Genomic DNA, 20,329 nt, shown 5'->3' with positions numbered 1-20,329 from the left:
TTCCTGTGTGTAATCCAACTCCTGTTAGTGAAATTGCTGTTTTGATGGTCTTCTGTTTAACCATTGTTTTCGTTTTTTTGGTTTAATATTTGTTTTTTTAATTCTTCTATCTCTGTAACAATTTTAGGTAAATTCCTGAAATGAACATACGATTTGTTAAAATCATTGTATCCGAATGTTGGACTTCCTTGCAAGACCTCATTGTCTTTTATATTTCGGCTAACACCTGATTGTGCCTGGATTCGAACATTGTTGCCAATGGTCAAATGCCCAACAATTCCTACTTGTCCTCCAATCATTCCACTTTTTCCAATTTTGGTGGAACCGGCGACTCCCGTTTGTGCAGCAATTACGGTATTCTCTCCTATTTCGACATTGTGTCCTATCTGGATTTGATTGTCCAACTTTACTCCTTTTCGGATTATGGTTGAACCCATTGTGGCTTTATCAATCGTGGTGTTTGCTCCAATATCGACATTGTCTTCTATGACAACGTTTCCTATTTGAGGAATTTTTGTAAAAGTTCCGTCAGCATTTGGCGCAAAGCCAAAACCATCAGCACCAATTACTGCTCCGGAATAAATCACGCAATTATTTCCTATAATAGTTTCCGAATGCACTTTTGCACCGGCAAAAATAGTGACATTATCCCCCATTACAACATTTTCTCCTATGTAACAATTAGGGTAAATTTTTACGTTTTCGCCCAAAACCACATTTTCGCCAATGTAACTAAAACTTCCCAAATAGAAATTCTCACCGTGTTTTACGCTCCCCGAAAGAAACGATGGCTGTTCTATTCCTGTTTTGTTTCCTTTTTTTGCCTGATCGTAAAATTCCAGTAATTTAGTAAATGACATATAAGCATCCTCCACCTTTATCAACGTTGTGGATAATGCTCCATCAGGTACAAAGTTTGAGTTTACTATGGTTATGGTTGCTTGTGTGGTATAAATGTAGGGTGAATATTTGGGGTTTGCCAAAAAAGTGATTGACCCTTCGGAACCTTCTTCAATTTTAGACAATTTATATACTTCAGCATTGGGATTGCCAACTACTTCTCCATCTAAAACACCCGCTATTTGCTCTGCTGTAAATTTCATCTTATCTGATTGTATTTTTTATAGTAATAAGATGGAACTTTCTATTCAACGTTCTGCTTATATTCAAAAAAAATGTACTGGTTCTTTTCATTCCGACAAAAATATAAAAAATAGATTTTAAATGAAGGCTTTTATACAAGTTGTTTTGGAAAACATATGTAATATTTGGTCACAAATTTTGACAACGACTTCAAATTCAATTGGTCAGATGCTTCAACTACATCTTCTATCGTTTTATCTTTTTTCAGTATTCGAATAGGCTCAGCTTCTTTACTATAGGCTTGATTCTTGATTTTACCTTTGAAAATAAAATAATTGGTTTCCAGCAAGCTTATGTTATTTTCCAATGCAAAACGCTCTTTCAGTGTATGCAAATCGTCTGGCGAAGGCTTTTCTTCGCTTAATTTTATTTTCAACAAATCCCGGTTGATTATCATTTTACTCAAGGAAGACAATATAAAATCATCTTGTTTTTGCCACGATTTTAAAGCACTAATTATGTCAAAATCATCCAATTGGGAAAACAAGTCCAAGTTTTCGCTATCAAAAGTTTCCAGGGTAACTTTGTTTTGCATAAAGAACATCAAAGGTGCGCTGCACGGTAAAATGATTCCTTTTTGGGTCAATTCTTTGGCGCGTTTTAGAACTTTGGTCAAAATTAATTCAGCCACCAAACTGGTTTTATGCAAATAAGCTTGCCAATACATCAATCGTCTCGACATCAGGAATTTCTCTACGGAATAAATGCCTTTTTCTTCTATGACCAAAACATCGTCAACCACATTCATCATTTGGATTAACCGCTCAGAATTGACATTCCCTTCTGCCACGCCCGAATAAAAACTGTCGCGTTTGAGATAATCCATTCGATCCATGTCAAGTTGGCTGGAAATCAATTGAAGCATAAATTTTCTATGGTAATCCCCTCTAAAAACCTGGATGGCCAAACTCAACTGACCGTCAAACTCAACATTCAATTGGTTCATGAATAATAATGAAATGGCTTCGTGATGCACGTCTTCGACAATGCTTCTTTCCATGGCATGCGAAAAAGGTCCGTGACCAATGTCATGCAGAAGAATGGCAATATACAAGGCATTCTCTTCCTCCCGTGAAATTGAAACTCCCTTAAAACGCAGCACATCGACTGCTTTTTGCATAATGTGCATACAGCCCAAAGCGTGATGAAAACGAGTATGATTTGCTCCCGGATAGACCAAATACGACAATCCCATTTGGGAAATGCGCCGCAATCGCTGAAAATAAGGATGTTGGACTAAATCGTAAATTAAAGGATTTGGGATAGTGATAAACCCGTAAATGGGGTCATTAAATATTTTTAGCTTGTTGATTTCGCTCACAATAACTTTGTTTTGGGTAACAAATATAAGGAAATTAAGGGCCAATGAAAATTTTACTTTTCAAATTCCAAAAAGGAAAGTATTGGCAATAAAAAAACCTCACGTTTGATTACAAATCGTGAGGAGTTATTTTGGGCAACATTTCTTGTCAATAGTAAATATCCAAGATGATATTTCGTTTGGAATTGTCGATTATTTTTTGAATTCTGCCATAATACAATTCATTGACCATTGGACAACCCAAACTGTGGACAATGGCTTTATCCTGCTCTTCGTAAGGGACTTTGTCGTATTGGTGCAGCACAATACTTCTGGCAAAAGCATTGCTGTTTGTTGCGTCCAAACCATATAATTTATAGGCTTTACCGAAGCGTCCAATATAATTTTTTCCTATGGAATATTTTCCCAACGAGGTACAAAAAGAGCTATTGGTATTACTGAATTTTAGTTCCCCCGCAGTTCCATTTTCAGAACCAATGCCGTGGGCAACCAAACCTTGATCCACAATTTTGTCGTTTTTCAAGTCATAAACAACAAACCTGTTTTTGCCCGACATCACTCGCATATCGATAAAAAAAGCCAGTTCATTATTGTATTTTGAATTGGTGCCTATGAATTGTTTGATGGTTTTAACACGCTCCAAAAGCCGTTGTTCCTTCGGACTAATCGTTTCCTCAGTTTCAGTTGGTTGTTTTTCTGTATTTTTCACTCCGTTGTTGAAACTACAAAACAAGATTACCACAATGGGAGTCAAGATAAAAATTATTTTTCTCATTTAGCCGTATGTTACTTAAATTCAAGTTTTTGAAGCAACTATTATACCATTTATTGAAAAGAATTTAAATTTAATTCTTAAAAACAAAATAACGACAAAATGGAAAAAAATTGTTTCAGGAGACAAAATTAATAAATATATCTACCTGAATACAAGTGTTTTATAATAATTAACACAGATGTAAAGTCAATCGCACATTTTTTAGATAGTTAAAATTCAACTATAATTTATCCAAAAGGATAGAAACGACATCCTCGAAGTGAAACTGACGAATAAAACTTCCCGATATACCTTAAAATAATATTAAATTATCGCGATATTGGCAACTTCCCCTTATAAAACCAGTAAATTGCCGCATTGATTTATTACTTTTGAATACTTTAAACGAAATTATGGACAAGATAAAAATACTTTGGGTCGATGACGAAATCGACTATTTAAAACCGCATATTTTATTTCTGGAAAAGAAAAATTACAGTGTCACCACCTGCAATAACGGCCGTGACGCTATTGAAATTTTTGAAAACGATAATTTTGACATTGTTTTCCTGGACGAAAATATGCCTGGAATGAGCGGCTTGGAAACACTTTCGGAAATGAAGGAAAAGAAATCTTCGATTCCGATGATCATGATCACCAAAAGCGAGGAAGAATATATTATGGAAGAAGCCATTGGCTCCAAAATTGCCGATTATTTGATTAAACCGGTCAATCCAAACCAGATTTTGTTGAGCTTGAAAAAGAATTTAGATCATTCACGATTGGTTTCGCAAAAAACAACCTTGGATTATCAGAAGGAATTTCGCAAAATTTCTATGGAAATGGCAATGGTCAATTCCTATGAAGATTGGGTGGAATTGTACAAAAAGTTGATTTTCTGGGAATTGGAACTCGAAAACATCGACGACCAAGGAATGATTGAAATATTGGAATCCCAAAAAGCGGAAGCCAATTCGCAATTTGGAAAATTTATCGAGCGCAATTACGAAGATTGGTTTGCACCAAAAGCGGACAAACCTATACAATCACACACTTTATTCAAGGAATTGGTGGTTCCGGAAATTGTCAAAAAGGACAAACCAATTCTGTTTGTAGTAATCGACAATTTGCGTTACGACCAATGGAAAGTTTTCGAAAATGTGGTGGGAAACCATTATAAATTAGAAAAAGAAGTTCCCTATTACTCTATTTTACCCACAGCCACACAATATGCGAGAAACGCCATTTTCTCAGGTTTGATGCCACTTGAAATGGAAAAACAATTTCCGCAATATTGGAAAAATGATCCCGAAGAAGGTGGAAAAAACTTGTATGAAGCCGAATTTTTGACAGCACAATTGAAACGATTGGGTTTGAACATCAAAGAAGATTATTTCAAAATCACCAATCTTGCCGGAGGAAAAAAATTCGTAGAAGGCTTCAAATCCTTAAAAAACAACGATTTGGTTACGGTAGTTTACAATTTTGTGGACATGCTTTCACATGCCAAAACCGAAATGGACGTGGTCAAAGAATTGGCTTCAGATGATAAAGCGTATCGCTCGTTGACTTTGAGTTGGTTCAAGAATTCTCCCCTTTTAGAAATCATTCAACAAGCACAGAAACTGGGTTTCAAGTTGATTTTGACCACGGATCATGGAACCATAAACGTAAAAAACCCTTCGAAAGTGATTGGCGACAAGAATACGAGCCTAAATTTACGTTACAAAACCGGACGCAGTTTGTCTTATGAAAGCAAAGATGTTTATGCCGTGAAAGAACCAAAAAATATAGGGTTACCCGCCATAAATATGAGTAGCTCTTATATTTTTGCAAAAAATGACCTGTTCTTGGCTTATGTCAACAATTACAATCATTATGTGAGTTATTATAAAAACACGTATCAGCACGGTGGAATTTCTTTGGAAGAAATGATTATTCCGTTTTTGATTTTTAACCCAAAATAATTTAGTTTGCAAACCGAACATTAAACAAATAATTAAAGAATGGAAATCACTTTTTCATTAGATGAAATCAATTCAGTAGCCCAACATATTCTGGAACAAAACCCAAATAAAGTCATCCTTTTTAACGGAGAAATGGGCGTTGGAAAAACAACTTTGATAAAAGCTTTGGCAAAAGAATTGGGCGTAAACGACGTAACCAGTAGTCCAACTTTTTCTTTAGTTAACGAATACCAAACCACTAACAATCAAATTGTTTATCATTTTGATTTTTACAGATTAAACAACGAGATAGAAGCCTTGGATATGGGAGCCGATGAATACCTGTATTCTGGAAATTGGTGTTTTATTGAATGGGCCGAAAAAATACCGACGCTCATTCCAGATTTGCATTCTACAATTTCAATTAGCTTGCTTCCTGATGGAAAACGTTTTTTGGAATTTAGCTAATTTCAACAATATGACATTTATGAAAGAGCCGAAATTAAAATGGAAGAAATTATGGATTGATTCTAAATTTTATTCTCCATTTTCAATTTGGCTTTAGCTTGTAAATTATTATTTTTTAAAATCTTTTCCGTAAATTGTACCACTAATTTATCAAAATCAATGTCGATAACTCCATTTACAAAGCAACAGTTGTTACCCCAAGAGGAAAAACTTGAAATAGCAAGACACAAAAGCGAACTTTTCATTGGAATCCCCAAAGAGACCAGTTATCAAGAACGCCGCATTTGTCTTACTCCTGATGCCGTAAATTCGTTGAGTTGTCAAGGACATCGCGTGATGATAGAATCTGGTGCTGGAGAAAGTTCCAGTTATTCTGACAAAGAATATTCCGATGCCGGTGCCGAAATCACCAAAGATACCAAGAAAGTCTTTGGTTGTCCCATAATTCTAAAAGTGGAACCGCCCAGTTTGGCAGAAATAGAAATGATCAGCCCAAATTCAATCATCATTTCGGCAATACAATTAAAAACCATTAAGAAAGCCTATTTTTCAGCTTTGACGAAAAAGAAAATTACCGCACTTGCCTTTGAATACATTAAAGACGAAGACGGTTCCTATCCTGCCGTGAAATCCTTGAGCGAAATCGCTGGAACGGCCTCGATATTGATTGCCGCCGAGTTAATGATTACCAATGAATTTGGGAAAGGATTATTATTTGGGAACATTACGGGCGTTCCTCCTACTGATGTGGTCATTATTGGCGCAGGAACCGTTGGAGAATTTGCCGCAAAAACCGCTATTGGTTTGGGTGCCAACGTGAAAATCTTCGATAATTCGATTACCAAATTAAGGCGAATGCAAAACCATTTGCCGCAACGAATTTTTACGTCAACCATACAGCATAAATCCTTGTTGAAAGCATTGAGAAGATGCGATGTTGCCATTGGCGCAATGCGTGGCAAAGAACGCTGCCCAGTTATTGTAACCGAAACCATGGTGGAGCACATGAAAAAAGGAGCCGTGATTGTTGATGTCAGCATAGATACAGGCGGCTGTTTTGAAACTTCGGAAGTGACCACGCACGAGAAACCAACTTTTGTCAAAAGTGGCGTATTACATTATTGTGTACCCAATATTCCATCCCGATATTCAAAAACGGCATCACTTTCCATTAGCAACATCATCACGCCTTACTTGTTACAAATTGCCGAAGATGGCGGAATTGAAAGTGCCATACGATGCATCAATGGCTTGAAAAATGGAGTCTATTTATACCATGGAATCCTTACCAATAAAGCGATTGGCGATTGGTTTGACTTGCCCAACAACGATATCAATTTAATCGTGTTTTAAATAAACTTTATTTTACCTTTGCCAAAAATTAATTTATGAAATTCTCACACCGTTTTGCCTATTATTTGATAGGATTGATAATGGGTTCCTTCGTTGTAGCCGCCGTATTCAGTGGAAAAGACACTCGATGTAATTATTTTCCAAATGCCCGTGTTTTAAATGATCTTAGAAACAAACCTTTCCATTATTCTGATAAAGCTTCGCTAATATTGGCCGAAAAATGGATTGACACTTCCGATATCAAGAATTGCCTAAAATATGGCGACGTGGATTTCGACAAAAGCAATATCAAAGTCGGAACAGGAAAACTATACACCATCGATGGAAAAACCACTAAAAATCAAGCTATCACGCTGGAAGTGATTAATTATCCCGAAAAAGCGTTATTGAAAGATATTATCAAGAAATAACATTTTTTGTTGCCAAAAAAACTTCAATTATTTTATAAAGATGCCCCCAAAAGTTATACACTATTTGGGGGCATCTATTTTTAAACATAGGGATTTTAAAGCAGTAGTTTTGTTTTGGTCTCAAATTATGTTTTTCAAATCATTATTCAATCATTCTAAAATCTGTTTCCTGATTGTTCCCTTACGGCTGCTTTCATAAGCTTAGAATCTACCCAATAATGGGATTCTAAACTTATTTTTTAATTTTATTTTCAAGCATCATAAATTTTTTAATTTCCATATCAGAAAGTTTGGGATTTGCTCCTTCATGACCGGCTACCAATGCTCCCACAGCGCATGCATAATTCAAAGATTTTTGGGGCGATTTCCCTTTTAACAACCTCACTATCAAAGTTGCCAAGAAGGAATCTCCGGCGCCAACGGTATCCACCACTTTTATAAAATAGCCACTGTTGTAATAAAATTTATCGTTGTAATATAAAACAGCTCCAAACTCTCCCTTGGTGACGCAGACTTGCTTGGTGTTTGTTTTTTCGGCTATGAATTTCATGTTCTGTTCAAAAGAATTATAGGGAGATTTCAATTCTCGGCTTATTTTCCATAATTCTTCATCATTTAGTTTAATGAAATCAGCCTTTGACATCAATTCCTCGAGTACATCTGTGGTATAATAAGGTGCTCTCAGATTAGCGTCCATAACTTTATATTTTGCTCTATCCAACAAAGCAAACAATGTTGACCTGGAAATTTCATCTCGACATATCAAGCTTCCAAAAATGAAAACATCCGATGCTGAAACTTTTTCAATCATTTCTTTGGTCAATGCGATTTTATCCCAAGAAGAAGGGTACATAATGTCATAAGAAGCATTCCCTTTTTCGTTAATCATTACATTAACAACTCCGGTTTTATAGTCTTCACCAACTTGAATTGAATTGGAACTCACATTCTGGTCTTTTAGAAATGAGATTATATTGTCTCCATCTTCATCTTTGCCGATACGACTTATAATGGTTGTGTCCACTCCCAGAGAATTCATGCGTAGTGCCACATTCAAAGGAGCTCCTCCAATTTTTTTGTGAGAAGGAAACACATCCCACAAAACCTCTCCAAAGCAAACTGCTTTAAAATTATTTTTTTGCATTATTTTTTAATTTAATTAAAGGGCAAGAAAAACTTGCCCTTTAAAATTACTAACCCAACCATTCATTATTTTGTATTTAGATAATCTATCGAATTGCGGTAGATTCCTTGTATATTGGCAGCATAGGTATTGATTCTGCCATCATTCATGGCCCATTCCATTCCACCAACGCCAATTGCAATTATAGTTCCTGCATAAACTGAATTCGATTTAAACTCAATAATACCTGGACAACATTCGTCGCTCACGCCACTCCAAACCGCAAGAACTTTGCCTCCGTAAAGGTTTTCAAATTCTGCAAATTGCCCTTTTTGATGCCCTGGTCCCAATAATGGTGCTAAATCCCAAAGGTTGTTGTGATCTTCTTTGTAACCTCCGTTAAGTATTGGGAAATACCCATTGGAATCTGTGGAAATTACTTGTGTAAAATTATAAATAGGGCTATTTCTTTGATCATTTTGGAAATTCACACCTCCATCGATGCCCCAAGTTCCACCATCAACAAATCCAATACCGTTACCTTTAATGGTCAAAAGTCCACTTTTATCTCGACCAATAACCTCAGCATAACTTGTTGCCATACCTCCCAAGAGCATTTTACCTCCTTCAACAAGATATTGGGTTAAAATATTCTTTTTATCCAGACTTATTTGTGGCAAAGCAGATGTTCCTTGTGTATCATAAAAGAAGAAAACCACATTAACCGTTTTTAAAGAATTTATGGTTAAATCTGAGAAAGGCATAAACACAAATCTACTGCCGTAGGTATTTTTTGCCCATTGAGCTGCTGCTTTTACATCTTCATCGACTATAGTTTCTATTGAAGTTGCATCACTAACAAAAGCAATTTGATTAGGCAATACACGTGCATTGATAATGTAATGTCTCGTTTTTCCTCCAGATGAAGCGGTTAGTTCTAGCGGAGTGGTTAAGTTGACTGTTGTACCTATTGCTGGAGTCAGGATTACTCCTTCTGGGCTTTTTATATCCAAAACAACCGAATTTAAATTTGTTTCGGAAGGCAAGACAAAGTCTATAACTCCTGACAAATTATCAATCGTTGCGCTAGTTTTACCTATTTTGATGGATTCAATTATATTCAAAGTGCTTGTCAATTCGTCATCATAATTTTGACGTTCATCACAAGAGTATGTTATTGTTGCTATTACTAGCAACAATAAATACTTAAGCTGAAATGTGTTTATAAATTTATTTTTCATGTCAATATTTTTGAAATTAATTAATCGTTGTTGATGTTGTATAGGTAATCAATAATATTCTTGGTAAACACTTTTATATTATTTTGATAGGCGTTTGCCGTACCATTAGAATTCCATTCATATCCTACAATAGTGTTGGAAATTGTAAATACGTGTCCTTTGAAATCTTTAGGTATTTGAGAATCAAATGAGGCATCGTTTGTCAAGTCAGTTCTCTTGAACTCTACAGCTCCATAACCAAAAGCATCACCGATATGTCTTAATGTTCCGAATTTAGTAGCTGTCAAAGTTTTTTCAAATTTAACGGCTGCATCCGAACCACAACAGCTTGGATTAAGAATTCCGTCGAAGTGTTGCCACCAGATTAATCTAACTTCTCTATTGGCGCTGTTTTGTAATGGCAAGTATTCATTTCCAGCTCCTCCTTCAAAAGTCAAACCATTAAAAATAGCGTGAGTACGTCTGTTTCCAGAATTGTTGGAGTCTCTCATTCCCAATCCCCAAATATCGTCTGCAGGTTTACCAGTATCATAACAACCTGAAGCACCGGCACAACCAAACTCGGAGAATACATAATTTCCAGGTGCTCTTGCTGCTCCAAAATTAGCAGGAACTCTTCCTAAAGAAAATATAAACGGACTAGGATCGCCAGCTATAAGCATATCTCCTCCACCTTTAACCCAAGATTTAAGCACATTGGCTTGAGAAGCTCCAGCTCTTAAAGCGGCAGGCAACATTGTTGAAACATCTGTTGGTGTTGCTGAAAAATTTTGATTTTCTGATGGAGTCAAATAATACAACATAGCCACCTTTACATCTCCAATATTTAGAGCTGAAATATCTGCAATTTTGATGTATTTGAAATCCGCTCCATAGGTAGTTTGCATCCAAGTGGCAGCTGCTTTTGCATCGTCATCAACGATAGAACTGATGTCGCTTTCTAACCCTAAAAAGGCGTATTTTGTAGGAGCAATGGACGAAACAGTTACATCATATACTTTAGTAAGGTTTTCTTTATTTTTAACTGTGTAAGTTACTTTGCCAGTACTAAAATTTTGTGCCACTCCTGAAGCTGGTGTTACAGTTTGATCTGCAGGTGTTGTTATTACTGGTGCCAAACTTGTTAAGTTAGTTCCCGCCGGTAAAATAACCACGATTGAATTGGCAGTATTGTCAATAATACCAACCGTTCCATTGATAACAAAAGAGTCAATTCTAGGTGCTTGTATTTGTGTAACCGTAACAGTGTATTGTTTGGCTGTGTAACCATTATTTGACAAAACAGTATAAACTTGAGGAGAAGTAAAATTTCTGGCAACTCCAGAAGCAACATCCACAGTGGTTCCTCCAGCGATTACAAATGAAGGAGCCAAATTGTTTAAATTTCCATCTTGACTTCCTATTTCAACTGCAATAGTATTGTTCGTTTCATTAATTACACCTGCTTTTCCCGCAATAGAAAAGGATAATATTTTAGGATCACCATAAGCAGCAATACTAGCCGTATACGTTCTATGTGCTCCATTTGTGGAAACCACTTCAAAAGTTACTGGACCATTACTAAAATCTATGGTAGTTCCTGAAGCTGGGGTCACAGAAGCTGTTTCCGGAAGTCTAATTTCTGGCTTCACACTTTTTAAATCAGTTCCTGAAGGCAAAGTCATCGTAATTGTTCCGATAGTATGATTTATATCGGCATACTTGGTGCCTACTTTAAAAGATTGAATGATGGATTCGGTATAATCCGGAACATTATCCGAGAAATTATCGTCTTTCTCACAAGAGATTACGGCAAAAATAAGTATTAAAATGGCTAATGCCGTTTTATAAATAGACCATTGGTTTTGAATTGTTTTCATATTTTTAATATTTGGTTAGTTTTTATTAGTATCCAGCTCTTTGTTTATACACGCCTGAACTTGCATCGATTTCTATTTGAGGTATCGGCAAATATTGTTCGTGCGCTTGCAATGATGCACTTTGCAAATAAGTGCGACGTGTTTTTTCAACTTGAATGTAGTTGTTGACATAAGATTCGGCAATGCCCCATCTTACAAGGTCATAAAAACCGTGTCCTTCGTTGGCCAACTCTAATCTACGTTCCATTCTAAGAGCTTTTCTTGCCGCATCTTGGGTTAAAGTCAATGGATATAGATTTATTAAATAATTAGCTGCATTTACTGAAGGATTATTGAAATCTTTCACATAAGGTGAATTCTTTGCCCTATTTCTAATTTCATTAATCAAGGCAACTCCACCAGATACATTTGTTCCAGATTCAATCAAGGCTTCGGCTTTCCATAGCAACAAATCGCTGTATTTGATAAGAGGGAAGTCTAAATTACCCAAGGCCCAAGGGAAGCCTGTAGGATTTGAAGCCAAACCGTTTGAATTTGGAGAAATCATGTTTTTCTTGGGTTCAAAAAAACCATAAGTGGCTGCATCTCTACTCCAAGTAGTTTGCTGCGGTTGTGCTTTCCAATCTTTCCAGGAAATACCAGGTCTTCCTATAGCGTGATCCAATCTTGGATCTACAATATCTGTAGGTGTAACATTGGCATTGTTGTAACTGTCGAATAACGGAAGTCCATCTGCGCCAACTTTAAATGCATTTACCAAGTTTTGTGAAGGTTTGTCAAAATCATCTCCATTCAAATACGGGTGATTTATGTCATCCCCTGCACTATCTGGTGAACTTAATAAATTTCCAAAATTTAAATTTCCATACTGGGAACCGTCATTAATGGAATATTGAACTGCAAATATGTTTTCACGATTTCCATAACCCGGAATTGAGTATAATTTTTCGATATCGGTTACCAATCCGTATTTTCCAGAATTAATAACATAGTTTGCACTTACAATCGCCTCAGGCCATTTTTTTTGAAAGACCTGTGCTTTACATAAATAAGCATAAGCAACCACTTTGTTGACTCTACCCAATTCTGTTTGGGTATCTGGCAAAAGAGCAATCGCATCGTTTAAATCGCCTTCGACTTTAGACCACATAAAACCAGCGTCAAAAGTATTTGGAATTTTATTAATGTCGGCAACTGGCGTGTTTTCATCGTACCAAACGATAGATCCAAAATTCTTGATGGCTTCAAAATAAAAATGAGCTCTTAAAACTTTTAATTCTCCAATTCTTTCTTTCTTGTTGGGAAATTTAGCTTCATCTATTGTATTAATGGTTCGTAAGGCCGAATCTACCCTTTTGATTCCAAAATAAATCGCTCGCCAAACATTGTAAGCATTTTCACTTGATGGAAATAAATCGTGTGTTTCCAGTTGATGCATTCCTCCTCCGGGATTATCACCAGTTCCACCACCACCTTTATAGGCATCACCACAACGAATATCGCTTGTTGCCCAATTTGACGGAGCGTGGTCAAAAGGCCATAGGTCCCTAAAATCGCCTGTATTGTAACGATAATCAAGTGCGCTATATGCTGCTATCACTAATTGTTCAGGATCAATATTATCAGCTGATAAAACATAATTTTCCTGTACATCTAAATCGCTGTCATTTACACAAGAAAGCAATTGGATGCTTATCAATAAAGTAAATGCTATTTTAATTTTTGTTTTCATAATTAAGATTTTAAAAATTTGCATTAATTCCAAAAGTCATGGATTTTGTGTGAGGAATTCCATAACCTGCCACACCAATTCCTCCTGCACTTAAACCAGAAACTTCATAGTCAAAACCGGTAAAAGAAGTCAGGGAAAATAAATTTTGTCCCACGAAATAGAATCTCAATTTGTTCATTCCAAGTTTTTTAGAAAAATCGTTATCGAAATTATAACCTAATGTTATGGTTTTTAACCTGATATAAGAACCGTCCTCAACATAATAACTAGAAGGTTGCAATTCATTGTTGCTATTTAAAGTAGATAATGCAGGAATGTTTGAATTTGCTTTGCTGGGTGTCCAGGCATCTAAAGTATTTGTCCCGTGATTGAAACTAAAATAATCAAAATCACCTATGGCTCGTTGTGCATTATACAAATCATTCCCTTGTTTTCCATCAAAAAATAAGGTCAAATCAAACCCTTTGTAAGAGGAATTCAAGTTTATTCCATATATAAAATCTGGATGAGGATTGCCTATTATTGTTCGGTCAAATTGGTCAATTTTACCATCAAGATTAACATCTCTGTATCTAATTCTACCCAATGCTTTGCCGGGTTGATCGGCGTGAACGGCCACTTCTTCGGGAGTTCTAAAAATACCATCGGCAATTAATCCGTAGAAAGAAGCTATTGGCGATCCTTTTTTAGTTATTGAAACTCCATTGAGTAAAAAATTGGATTCTGTATCTAAACTTTCCACATTGTTTATATAAGTTGAGTAATTGAAATCTATCCCATATTTAAAATCTTTGGCAGGATTGCTTTTATAACTCAACACCGCTTCAAAACCTTTGTTGCTAACAGAACCTGCATTAATTAACGGAGGTTGGCTTTCTCCATTAATTGACATGGCAATTGGTCTTAAAATCAGGTCATTGGTGGTTTTTATGTAAAAATCCGATTGCAGCGTGATTCTTTCTTTTAAAATTCCTAAATCGAATCCTACGTTGTATTGTTCAGTTGACTCCCATTTAAGATCAGGATTCGCTTGACGAGATTGCAAAACACCGCCTGAAGTACCTAACCCTGTTCCGCTAATATCGTAATCTGAAAACTCGACTACATTGCCTACCGTATTATCTACATAACTTGAAAGATAAGAATAGTCTGCTATTTGGTCATTACCATTTACACCCCAAGAAGCTCTTAGTTTAAAATTAGAAACATACTTATTGTCTGTTAAAAACTGCTCGTTTTTGGCGTTCCAAGCAACTGAGGCTGATGGAAAAATACCGTATTTGTTGTTTTCTCCAAAACGGGAAGAACCATCTCTTCTCAAAGTTCCCGATAGAATGTAACGTTCGTCAAAAACATATTTAACAGAACCAAATTGTGAAATCTTGAACGTTTCTACCTTTCCTACCAATGTTTTATATTGCGCATTGGCATTAATCACATAACCTGAAGGATCAGTAATATCAACTCCATTGATTTGGTTGTTGTGAAAATTTTCTTCCCTTGCTGAATTTTCCACACCTCCCAATAATGACAATCTATGTTTCCCAAAACTTTTATCATATTTTAAAGTATTGGTGAAAATTGTGGCCAAATAATCATTGTCCACGTCATCGGTTGTGATTTTTTGAAATACGGATGGAATTACACCATTGGTAGAAAAAGCTTGGGCTGCGGTGTTAAATTTATATAAGCCTTTATCAAAATTTAAGGTTGAATTGAATACCAATCCTTCGATAATTTTAAAATCCAAATAGGCATTTCCTAAAAACCTTTGATTTTTTTGTTCATTTTTTCTATTGCTCCATAAATTTGCCACGGAGTTTGGTTTGTCTTGCATACCACCAGTTATAATTGTGGCATAATCTCCCAGATTAGAATATACGGGAAGCATTGGGTTTTGTAGAATGGCATTTTCAAATTCATTGGCTTTAACCTCGTTAAATGTAGAGTACAAGAAATTCTCGCCAATAGTTAGTCTTTGTTTGAAAAATTTATAGGAAGCATTTAATCTCGCATTCAATCGGTCATAACCTGTATATCTTTGAATACCGTTGTCTTCTGAATAACTTAATTGGGTGTATAAACTCAGGTTCTCTGTTCCTTTACGATAACCAAAATCGGTATTGCTTGAAAATGTATCGTTCGTGATTTCATTTACCCAATTGGTATTGGCAGTGGTTTGCAAACCATTTGAATCCAAATATTGTGGAAAGCTAAAACCAGTACCATTATTGATTAAAACAGGATGGGTTGGATTAGCAATTCCCGCACCTTGTTGTGCTTGGTATTCTACATCTGCCCATTGCCGTGAATTAAGCAAGTTGATTTTGTCTCTTAATTTATTGACGGTAACTTCGGATTTGAAACTGAATTCAGAAACTCCTTTTTTACCTTTTTTGGTGGTAACCACAATTACACCATTGGCGGCTGAAGTTCCATAAATAGCGGCCGAAGCACCATCTTTTAGCACCTGAATCGATTCAATTTCTTCAGGATTTAATGAGGATGAACTTGTTGTTTGAACCCCGTCGATTACCCATAAAGGTGCAGATCCACTGGTTACGGTAGTTAATCCCCTAATAATAATTTGGGAATCATTCCCTCCGGGAGTTCCTCCGGAATTGATTTGCAAACCAGCTACTCTACCTTGTAAGTTACTCAAAATATTAGGACTTGTTTCTTGAGCGATATCGGCCATTTTAATAACCGAAATAGCGCCTGCTATATCCGATTTTTTCTCTTTGGTATATCCTACAACTATAACTTCCGAAAGATTATTTGAGCTAGATTGCAATTTAATGCTGTAAGTAGTTTTTGAAGTCACTTTTATTTTAGCATCTTGATAACCTACATAAGAAACTATCAAATTAGTTCCTTCCTCTACTGAAATTTTAAATTTACCATCGATATCTGTAGATGTTCCGTTTTTTTGTCCTTCCACGATAATATTAGCACCTGGCAAGGGCTGACCATCATCTGCCAAGACAGAACCGTTTACTTGTCTTTGTTGCCCTGAAGCAATAAACACTAAGAAAAACAAACATAATGACAATATGTTCTTCTTGTTTTTTAAATACTTAATTTTCATACGTTTTATAGTTTAGTTGTTAGTTTATACATTTGATTTTTTTTGGTTAGTTTAATTTTACATCGATTATTTAATTTTTAATTGGTTTATTGTTATGTTCTTTAGTTCAAAATCAGCATTTGCTTTCGCTATTGAAAAAGATTCCATTGGTGCATCCGAAAAATATATTTCAGTCATTACCGTTTTTCCGTTATCATAAAACACTTCGATCGAGGTTTTGTCGATTAAGATTCTAACCTCGATGGAATTAAAATCTGAGGTTATTGGTGCCGTTGACATTTTGTTGGCAAATTCATCAGAGAAAGTGGTTTCACTTGCCTTTTTCCTGTCCATATAGAAAATTTTTTCTTTTTTGTTGATTCCAAAATGGACTGCATTATTTGCTGCATTGGAAAGGATAAAATTATAGTTGTCGTCCTTTAAACCATTCATCGTAAAACGAATATCCAATTTTGCCATATCGACAGTGGATTTATCAACAATGACAGTTGTTTTATCTATTGCAAGAAGCTCCTTTTTGATTGTATTTGAAATATATTTTTCCAATTCCTTTACCGGTTGCGAAACAATTCGATAATGACCATCGATGTTTATTAGTTTCAATTCTCTTGGAATAGTTGTGCTTCCTCTCCAATTCTTTGTTGGAACTTTGTCCGCATATTGCCAATTGGACATCCAACCTATAAACAATTTTCGACCATCAGCATCTGGAACATTAGACCAAGTGACTCCTGCATAATTGTCTTTTCCATAATCAACCCACAAAGCGCCATATTTGTTCAAATCTTGGGCGAAAGAATCTCCAATTGAAAATGTTTTTCCATCGAAATCACCGACAAAATATTGAGTGGCCGATCCTCCATTTGGACCTCCTGGATTGATACTTTGCAAAAGCACCCATTTCATTTCATTTGAACCTTCGACCTTGATAGGGAAAAAATCCGGACATTCCCAAGGGGCGCCGTGAACGCCAAGGTTCTTGCCAAATCCAGACGCCAATTCCCAATCGATTAAATTAGAAGAACGATATATTTGTGTTTCCACATCGGCGGCTAGAACCATTATCCATTGGTTATGAATGGCATCCCAAGTCATTTTTGGGTCTCTAAAATCTTTAATATTTGGGTTTTTAATGACTGGATTATTCTTGTATTTTGTCCAAGTAATTCCTTCGTCCAAAGAATAAGCAATAGCTTGTGATTGAAAATCTATGGCTCCCGTTTTTGCTTTTACAGCATCGTGATACGTAAACATTGCCACGATTGGCGGATTTTTCAAACTCCCAAATCCAGAGGTATTATTGACATCCACAACGGAACTACCTGAAAATATATATCCCATTTCATCTGGATAAAGAGCAATTTTTTCTTCCTTCCAAGCAATCATGTCTTTACTTGTAGCGTGTCCCCAATGCATTGGTCCCCAAACATTGTCATTTGGATAATATTGATAACTCAAATGATAAAGTCCTTTGTAGAAAAACATTCCGTTAGGGTCGTTCATCCATCCACTTTTAGGCGTGAAATGAAGATTGGGTCTGTACAATTCTTCATTGGTTAGTATTTTTACATCACTTTTTTTGGTAGAACCGCAACTAATCATCAAAGCCATTAGTAGGAAGAAAAATATTGCATTAAGAATTTTTATTTTTGATAAATTCGTCATAATCTTATTTATTAATTAGTCCTTTACTGACATCTTCCAAAGAAATTCCTTTAGTTTCAGGCATCATAAAAATGACAAACAGCAATTGGAAAACCATCATAAAAGCAAAAAAGGCAAATACATTTCCAACACCAAAACTGGTGAAAAGAATCGGCACCATCGAAGGGATAATGGCGGCCAACACCCAATGCACAGAACTACCGAAGGATTGTCCGGAAGCCCTTAAATGATTGGGGAAAATTTCAGAAATAAATACCCAAATCACGGCTCCTTGTCCAATGGCGTGAGAAGCAATAAAGAGGAATAAAAATCCAGGCACAGCCAGTCCAGTCCAGTTTAGATAAAACGAAGTCGCCACCATCGAAAGCGAGAAAATATAACCAATAGACCCGAAAATCATTAATTTGCGTCTTCCCAATCTGTCAATCAAATAAACTCCTATTAGCGTGAAAATCAAATTGATAAAACCAATACCAATACTACTCAACAAGGCTGTTTTGGCTCCTAATCCAGCTTCTTCAAATATTCTGGGAGCATAATATAGAAAAGCATTGATACCCGATAATTGATTAAATGCCGCAATCAAAAAAACCAATATCAGTTGAAAACGGTATTTTTTCATAAAGATATTTTCGTTCAAAGAAGTACCATTATTTGTATTACCTAGATCATCCAAAATACTTTGAACGTCTTCTTTAGAACCAATTTTATCAAAAATAATTTTGGCTTCGTCAATTCTAAGCATTGAATACAACCATCTTGGGCTTTCAGGAATACTAAATGCCATCAAAGTATAAAGTATAGAAGGAAAAACCTGAACGCCTAGCATCCATCTCCATGCATTGGGTCCAACATCACTTAGAAGGTAATTGGACAAAAAAGCAATTAGAATTCCCAATACAATATTAAATTGATACAAGCCCACTAAACGACCTCTATCTTTTGCTGGTGCAATTTCAGAGATATAAGCTGGTGCTGCAATTGTTGAAGCTCCAATTCCCAAACCTCCCAGAAACCTGAAAAAAGCGAACACAAAAGGATCATTTGAAAGTGCAGAACCTGCAGCTGAAATTGAAAATAAAATACCTATAATTAACAAGGTCTTTTTTCGACCTAATTTATTTGTTGGAATACCACCAAAAATTGCTCCAATTACTGTACCCCAAAGTGCCATAGCCATCACCACGGAACCGTGAAAAACATCACTAGAATTCCACAACACCTGCAAGGTTTTGTCTGCGCCTGAAATCACTACTGTATCGAAACCAAATAGAAATCCGGCAAAAGAAGCAATAAGTGACCATCTCAAAATTTTATTATTCATCTTGTCTTGTTTTTAATTATAACCAAATTTATTATTAAACTTTGTGATAACGTTTTCGTAATGTATCCATTTACTTCAAATTTGTAACATCAAACACAAAATACTGATAAACAAGTACTTAACCAAATGCGTTCTAAGTAAACCAAGAAAAGGTATACAGTATTGTTACATAAAATTACAGTTTAGAAACAACACTATCTTTGAAAAAAAAGTTTTAAATAATTTAAGCTGCTGAAAATTATAAATAGTGTTTTTTATTCGTAATTATTTATGCTTATGTCAATAGTAGCCTTAGATAAAAAATACAAATAAGAAGATTGTCTCCATAATGATTTTCTAATTTGACTATCCCAAAAGTGTACTGATGGGATATTTTGCATCGGTTTATTTGTCTTGTCACCTTTTTTGGAAAAAAATTAAAGGAAATGGATAATTAATTATTTGAAATCAGGCTTTACTATACTTTAATGCGTAAATCCTCTGTTTGTAACACATTATGAAACATCAAAAAAGAGCACAAAAAAACCGCCTCAGTTATGAGACGGCTTAGTTTTAGATTAACTAAAGTTTTAACTCAAATTATATACAAAAATTACTAATTATAATATTATTCAACAATTATTTTGGCATCAAACAATTCATTTTTCAATAGGCCTTTTATGATATAAACACCCCTGATGGCTTTGTTTCCATTATCCATAATGCCGTCCCAATGAATTATTGGATTATCGACATCTAAAATTGTTTCCATTTTTTTTACCGGAAATCCTGTAATGTCAAAAATATAAGCATAAACAGGAGTTGCTTCGGTTATGGCATCAAATTTAATGTTGAAATTTACACTGGATGGATTCGGAAAAACAACGGGATGAATTAGTTCTGTTTTTTTTTCGACACTGCGC

15 protein-coding genes are annotated in these 20,329 nt (G+C 35.6%); 4 read left to right on the top strand and 11 right to left on the bottom strand.

Annotated features, from left to right (window positions below; translation table 11 throughout):
• Positions 1–56: 56 nt before the first annotated feature.
• From lpxD to C0430_RS09580, 3 genes are all read right to left on the bottom strand, one after another.
• Complete coding sequence (lpxD, locus tag C0430_RS09590) at positions 57–1,103, bottom strand: UDP-3-O-(3-hydroxymyristoyl)glucosamine N-acyltransferase (RefSeq protein ID WP_290868829.1); 1,047 nt, start codon at positions 1,101–1,103, stop codon at positions 57–59.
• A 131-nt stretch (positions 1,104–1,234) separates the two neighbouring features.
• On the bottom strand, positions 1,235–2,464 hold the full coding sequence (locus C0430_RS09585) for an HD domain-containing protein (RefSeq protein WP_290868826.1): 1,230 nt from the start codon (positions 2,462–2,464) through the stop codon (positions 1,235–1,237).
• 148 nt (positions 2,465–2,612) lie between these two features.
• Positions 2,613–3,239: a murein L,D-transpeptidase catalytic domain-containing protein gene (locus C0430_RS09580; protein ID WP_290868823.1), complete on the bottom strand. Its 627-nt coding sequence runs from the start codon at positions 3,237–3,239 to the stop codon at positions 2,613–2,615.
• 392 nt (positions 3,240–3,631) lie between these two features.
• Here C0430_RS09580 and C0430_RS09575 point away from each other — a divergent pair, with 392 nt between their 5' ends.
• The 4 genes from C0430_RS09575 (at position 3,632) to C0430_RS09560 (ending at position 7,395) form a co-directional block, all read left to right on the top strand.
• Positions 3,632–5,185, top strand: a complete 1,554-nt coding sequence (locus C0430_RS09575; protein WP_290868820.1) for a response regulator — start codon at positions 3,632–3,634, stop codon at positions 5,183–5,185.
• A gap of 39 nt (positions 5,186–5,224) precedes the next feature.
• Complete coding sequence (tsaE, locus tag C0430_RS09570; RefSeq protein WP_290868817.1) at positions 5,225–5,632, top strand: tRNA (adenosine(37)-N6)-threonylcarbamoyltransferase complex ATPase subunit type 1 TsaE; 408 nt, start codon at positions 5,225–5,227, stop codon at positions 5,630–5,632.
• Between the two features lie 159 nt (positions 5,633–5,791).
• The gene (locus C0430_RS09565; protein WP_290868813.1) at positions 5,792–6,985 is read left to right on the top strand and encodes an alanine dehydrogenase; all 1,194 of its coding nucleotides are present in this window, start codon (positions 5,792–5,794) and stop codon (positions 6,983–6,985) included.
• Between the two features lie 35 nt (positions 6,986–7,020).
• Positions 7,021–7,395 carry a DUF4258 domain-containing protein gene (locus tag C0430_RS09560; RefSeq protein ID WP_290868810.1) on the top strand — a complete coding sequence of 125 codons (375 nt, stop codon included), beginning with the start codon at positions 7,021–7,023 and terminating at the stop codon, positions 7,393–7,395.
• A gap of 232 nt (positions 7,396–7,627) precedes the next feature.
• Here C0430_RS09560 and C0430_RS09555 read toward each other — a convergent pair whose 3' ends face one another.
• From C0430_RS09555 to C0430_RS09520, 8 genes are all read right to left on the bottom strand, one after another.
• Positions 7,628–8,539 (bottom strand): carbohydrate kinase, encoded by a 912-nt coding sequence (locus tag C0430_RS09555; protein ID WP_290868807.1) that lies wholly within the window; start codon positions 8,537–8,539, stop codon positions 7,628–7,630.
• A 65-nt stretch (positions 8,540–8,604) separates the two neighbouring features.
• Positions 8,605–9,759: a DUF4960 domain-containing protein gene (locus tag C0430_RS09550; protein ID WP_290868804.1), complete on the bottom strand. Its 1,155-nt coding sequence runs from the start codon at positions 9,757–9,759 to the stop codon at positions 8,605–8,607.
• A gap of 20 nt (positions 9,760–9,779) precedes the next feature.
• Positions 9,780–11,618, bottom strand: a complete 1,839-nt coding sequence (locus tag C0430_RS09545; protein ID WP_290868801.1) for a hypothetical protein — start codon at positions 11,616–11,618, stop codon at positions 9,780–9,782.
• A gap of 25 nt (positions 11,619–11,643) precedes the next feature.
• Positions 11,644–13,350, bottom strand: a complete 1,707-nt coding sequence (locus C0430_RS09540; protein ID WP_290868798.1) for a RagB/SusD family nutrient uptake outer membrane protein — start codon at positions 13,348–13,350, stop codon at positions 11,644–11,646.
• A gap of 10 nt (positions 13,351–13,360) precedes the next feature.
• Positions 13,361–16,438 carry a TonB-dependent receptor gene (locus C0430_RS09535; RefSeq protein WP_290868795.1) on the bottom strand — a complete coding sequence of 1,026 codons (3,078 nt, stop codon included), beginning with the start codon at positions 16,436–16,438 and terminating at the stop codon, positions 13,361–13,363.
• A gap of 66 nt (positions 16,439–16,504) precedes the next feature.
• Positions 16,505–18,103 carry a glycoside hydrolase family 32 protein gene (locus tag C0430_RS09530; protein ID WP_290868792.1) on the bottom strand — a complete coding sequence of 533 codons (1,599 nt, stop codon included), beginning with the start codon at positions 18,101–18,103 and terminating at the stop codon, positions 16,505–16,507.
• Between the two features lie 4 nt (positions 18,104–18,107).
• Positions 18,108–19,427, bottom strand: coding sequence for a sugar porter family MFS transporter (locus C0430_RS09525; protein WP_290868788.1), 1,320 nt, complete (start codon positions 19,425–19,427; stop codon positions 18,108–18,110).
• Positions 19,428–20,034: 607 nt separating this feature from the next.
• Positions 20,035–20,329 (bottom strand): hypothetical protein (locus C0430_RS09520; protein ID WP_290868784.1); only part of this gene is annotated, 295 nt, incomplete at its 5' end.

Source organism: Flavobacterium sp., assembly GCF_013823965.1.
Classification (GTDB): domain Bacteria; phylum Bacteroidota; class Bacteroidia; order Flavobacteriales; family Flavobacteriaceae; genus Flavobacterium.
Note: the sequence above shows the minus strand (reverse complement) of the source record. Positions and strands in the feature narration are given on the sequence as shown.

Coding starts and splice junctions, on each gene's coding strand:
- C0430_RS09540 (WP_290868798.1), bottom strand. CDS start 13,350: ATGAAAACAAAAATTAAAATAGCATTTACTTTATTGATAAGCATCCAA.
- C0430_RS09580 (WP_290868823.1), bottom strand. CDS start 3,239: ATGAGAAAAATAATTTTTATCTTGACTCCCATTGTGGTAATCTTGTTT.
- C0430_RS09530 (WP_290868792.1), bottom strand. CDS start 18,103: ATGACGAATTTATCAAAAATAAAAATTCTTAATGCAATATTTTTCTTC.
- C0430_RS09565 (WP_290868813.1), top strand. CDS start 5,792: ATGTCGATAACTCCATTTACAAAGCAACAGTTGTTACCCCAAGAGGAA.
- C0430_RS09535 (WP_290868795.1), bottom strand. CDS start 16,438: ATGAAAATTAAGTATTTAAAAAACAAGAAGAACATATTGTCATTATGT.
- C0430_RS09575 (WP_290868820.1), top strand. CDS start 3,632: ATGGACAAGATAAAAATACTTTGGGTCGATGACGAAATCGACTATTTA.
- lpxD (WP_290868829.1), bottom strand. CDS start 1,103: ATGAAATTTACAGCAGAGCAAATAGCGGGTGTTTTAGATGGAGAAGTA.
- tsaE (WP_290868817.1), top strand. CDS start 5,225: ATGGAAATCACTTTTTCATTAGATGAAATCAATTCAGTAGCCCAACAT.
- C0430_RS09560 (WP_290868810.1), top strand. CDS start 7,021: ATGAAATTCTCACACCGTTTTGCCTATTATTTGATAGGATTGATAATG.
- C0430_RS09550 (WP_290868804.1), bottom strand. CDS start 9,759: ATGAAAAATAAATTTATAAACACATTTCAGCTTAAGTATTTATTGTTG.
- C0430_RS09545 (WP_290868801.1), bottom strand. CDS start 11,618: ATGAAAACAATTCAAAACCAATGGTCTATTTATAAAACGGCATTAGCC.
- C0430_RS09555 (WP_290868807.1), bottom strand. CDS start 8,539: ATGCAAAAAAATAATTTTAAAGCAGTTTGCTTTGGAGAGGTTTTGTGG.
- C0430_RS09525 (WP_290868788.1), bottom strand. CDS start 19,427: ATGAATAATAAAATTTTGAGATGGTCACTTATTGCTTCTTTTGCCGGA.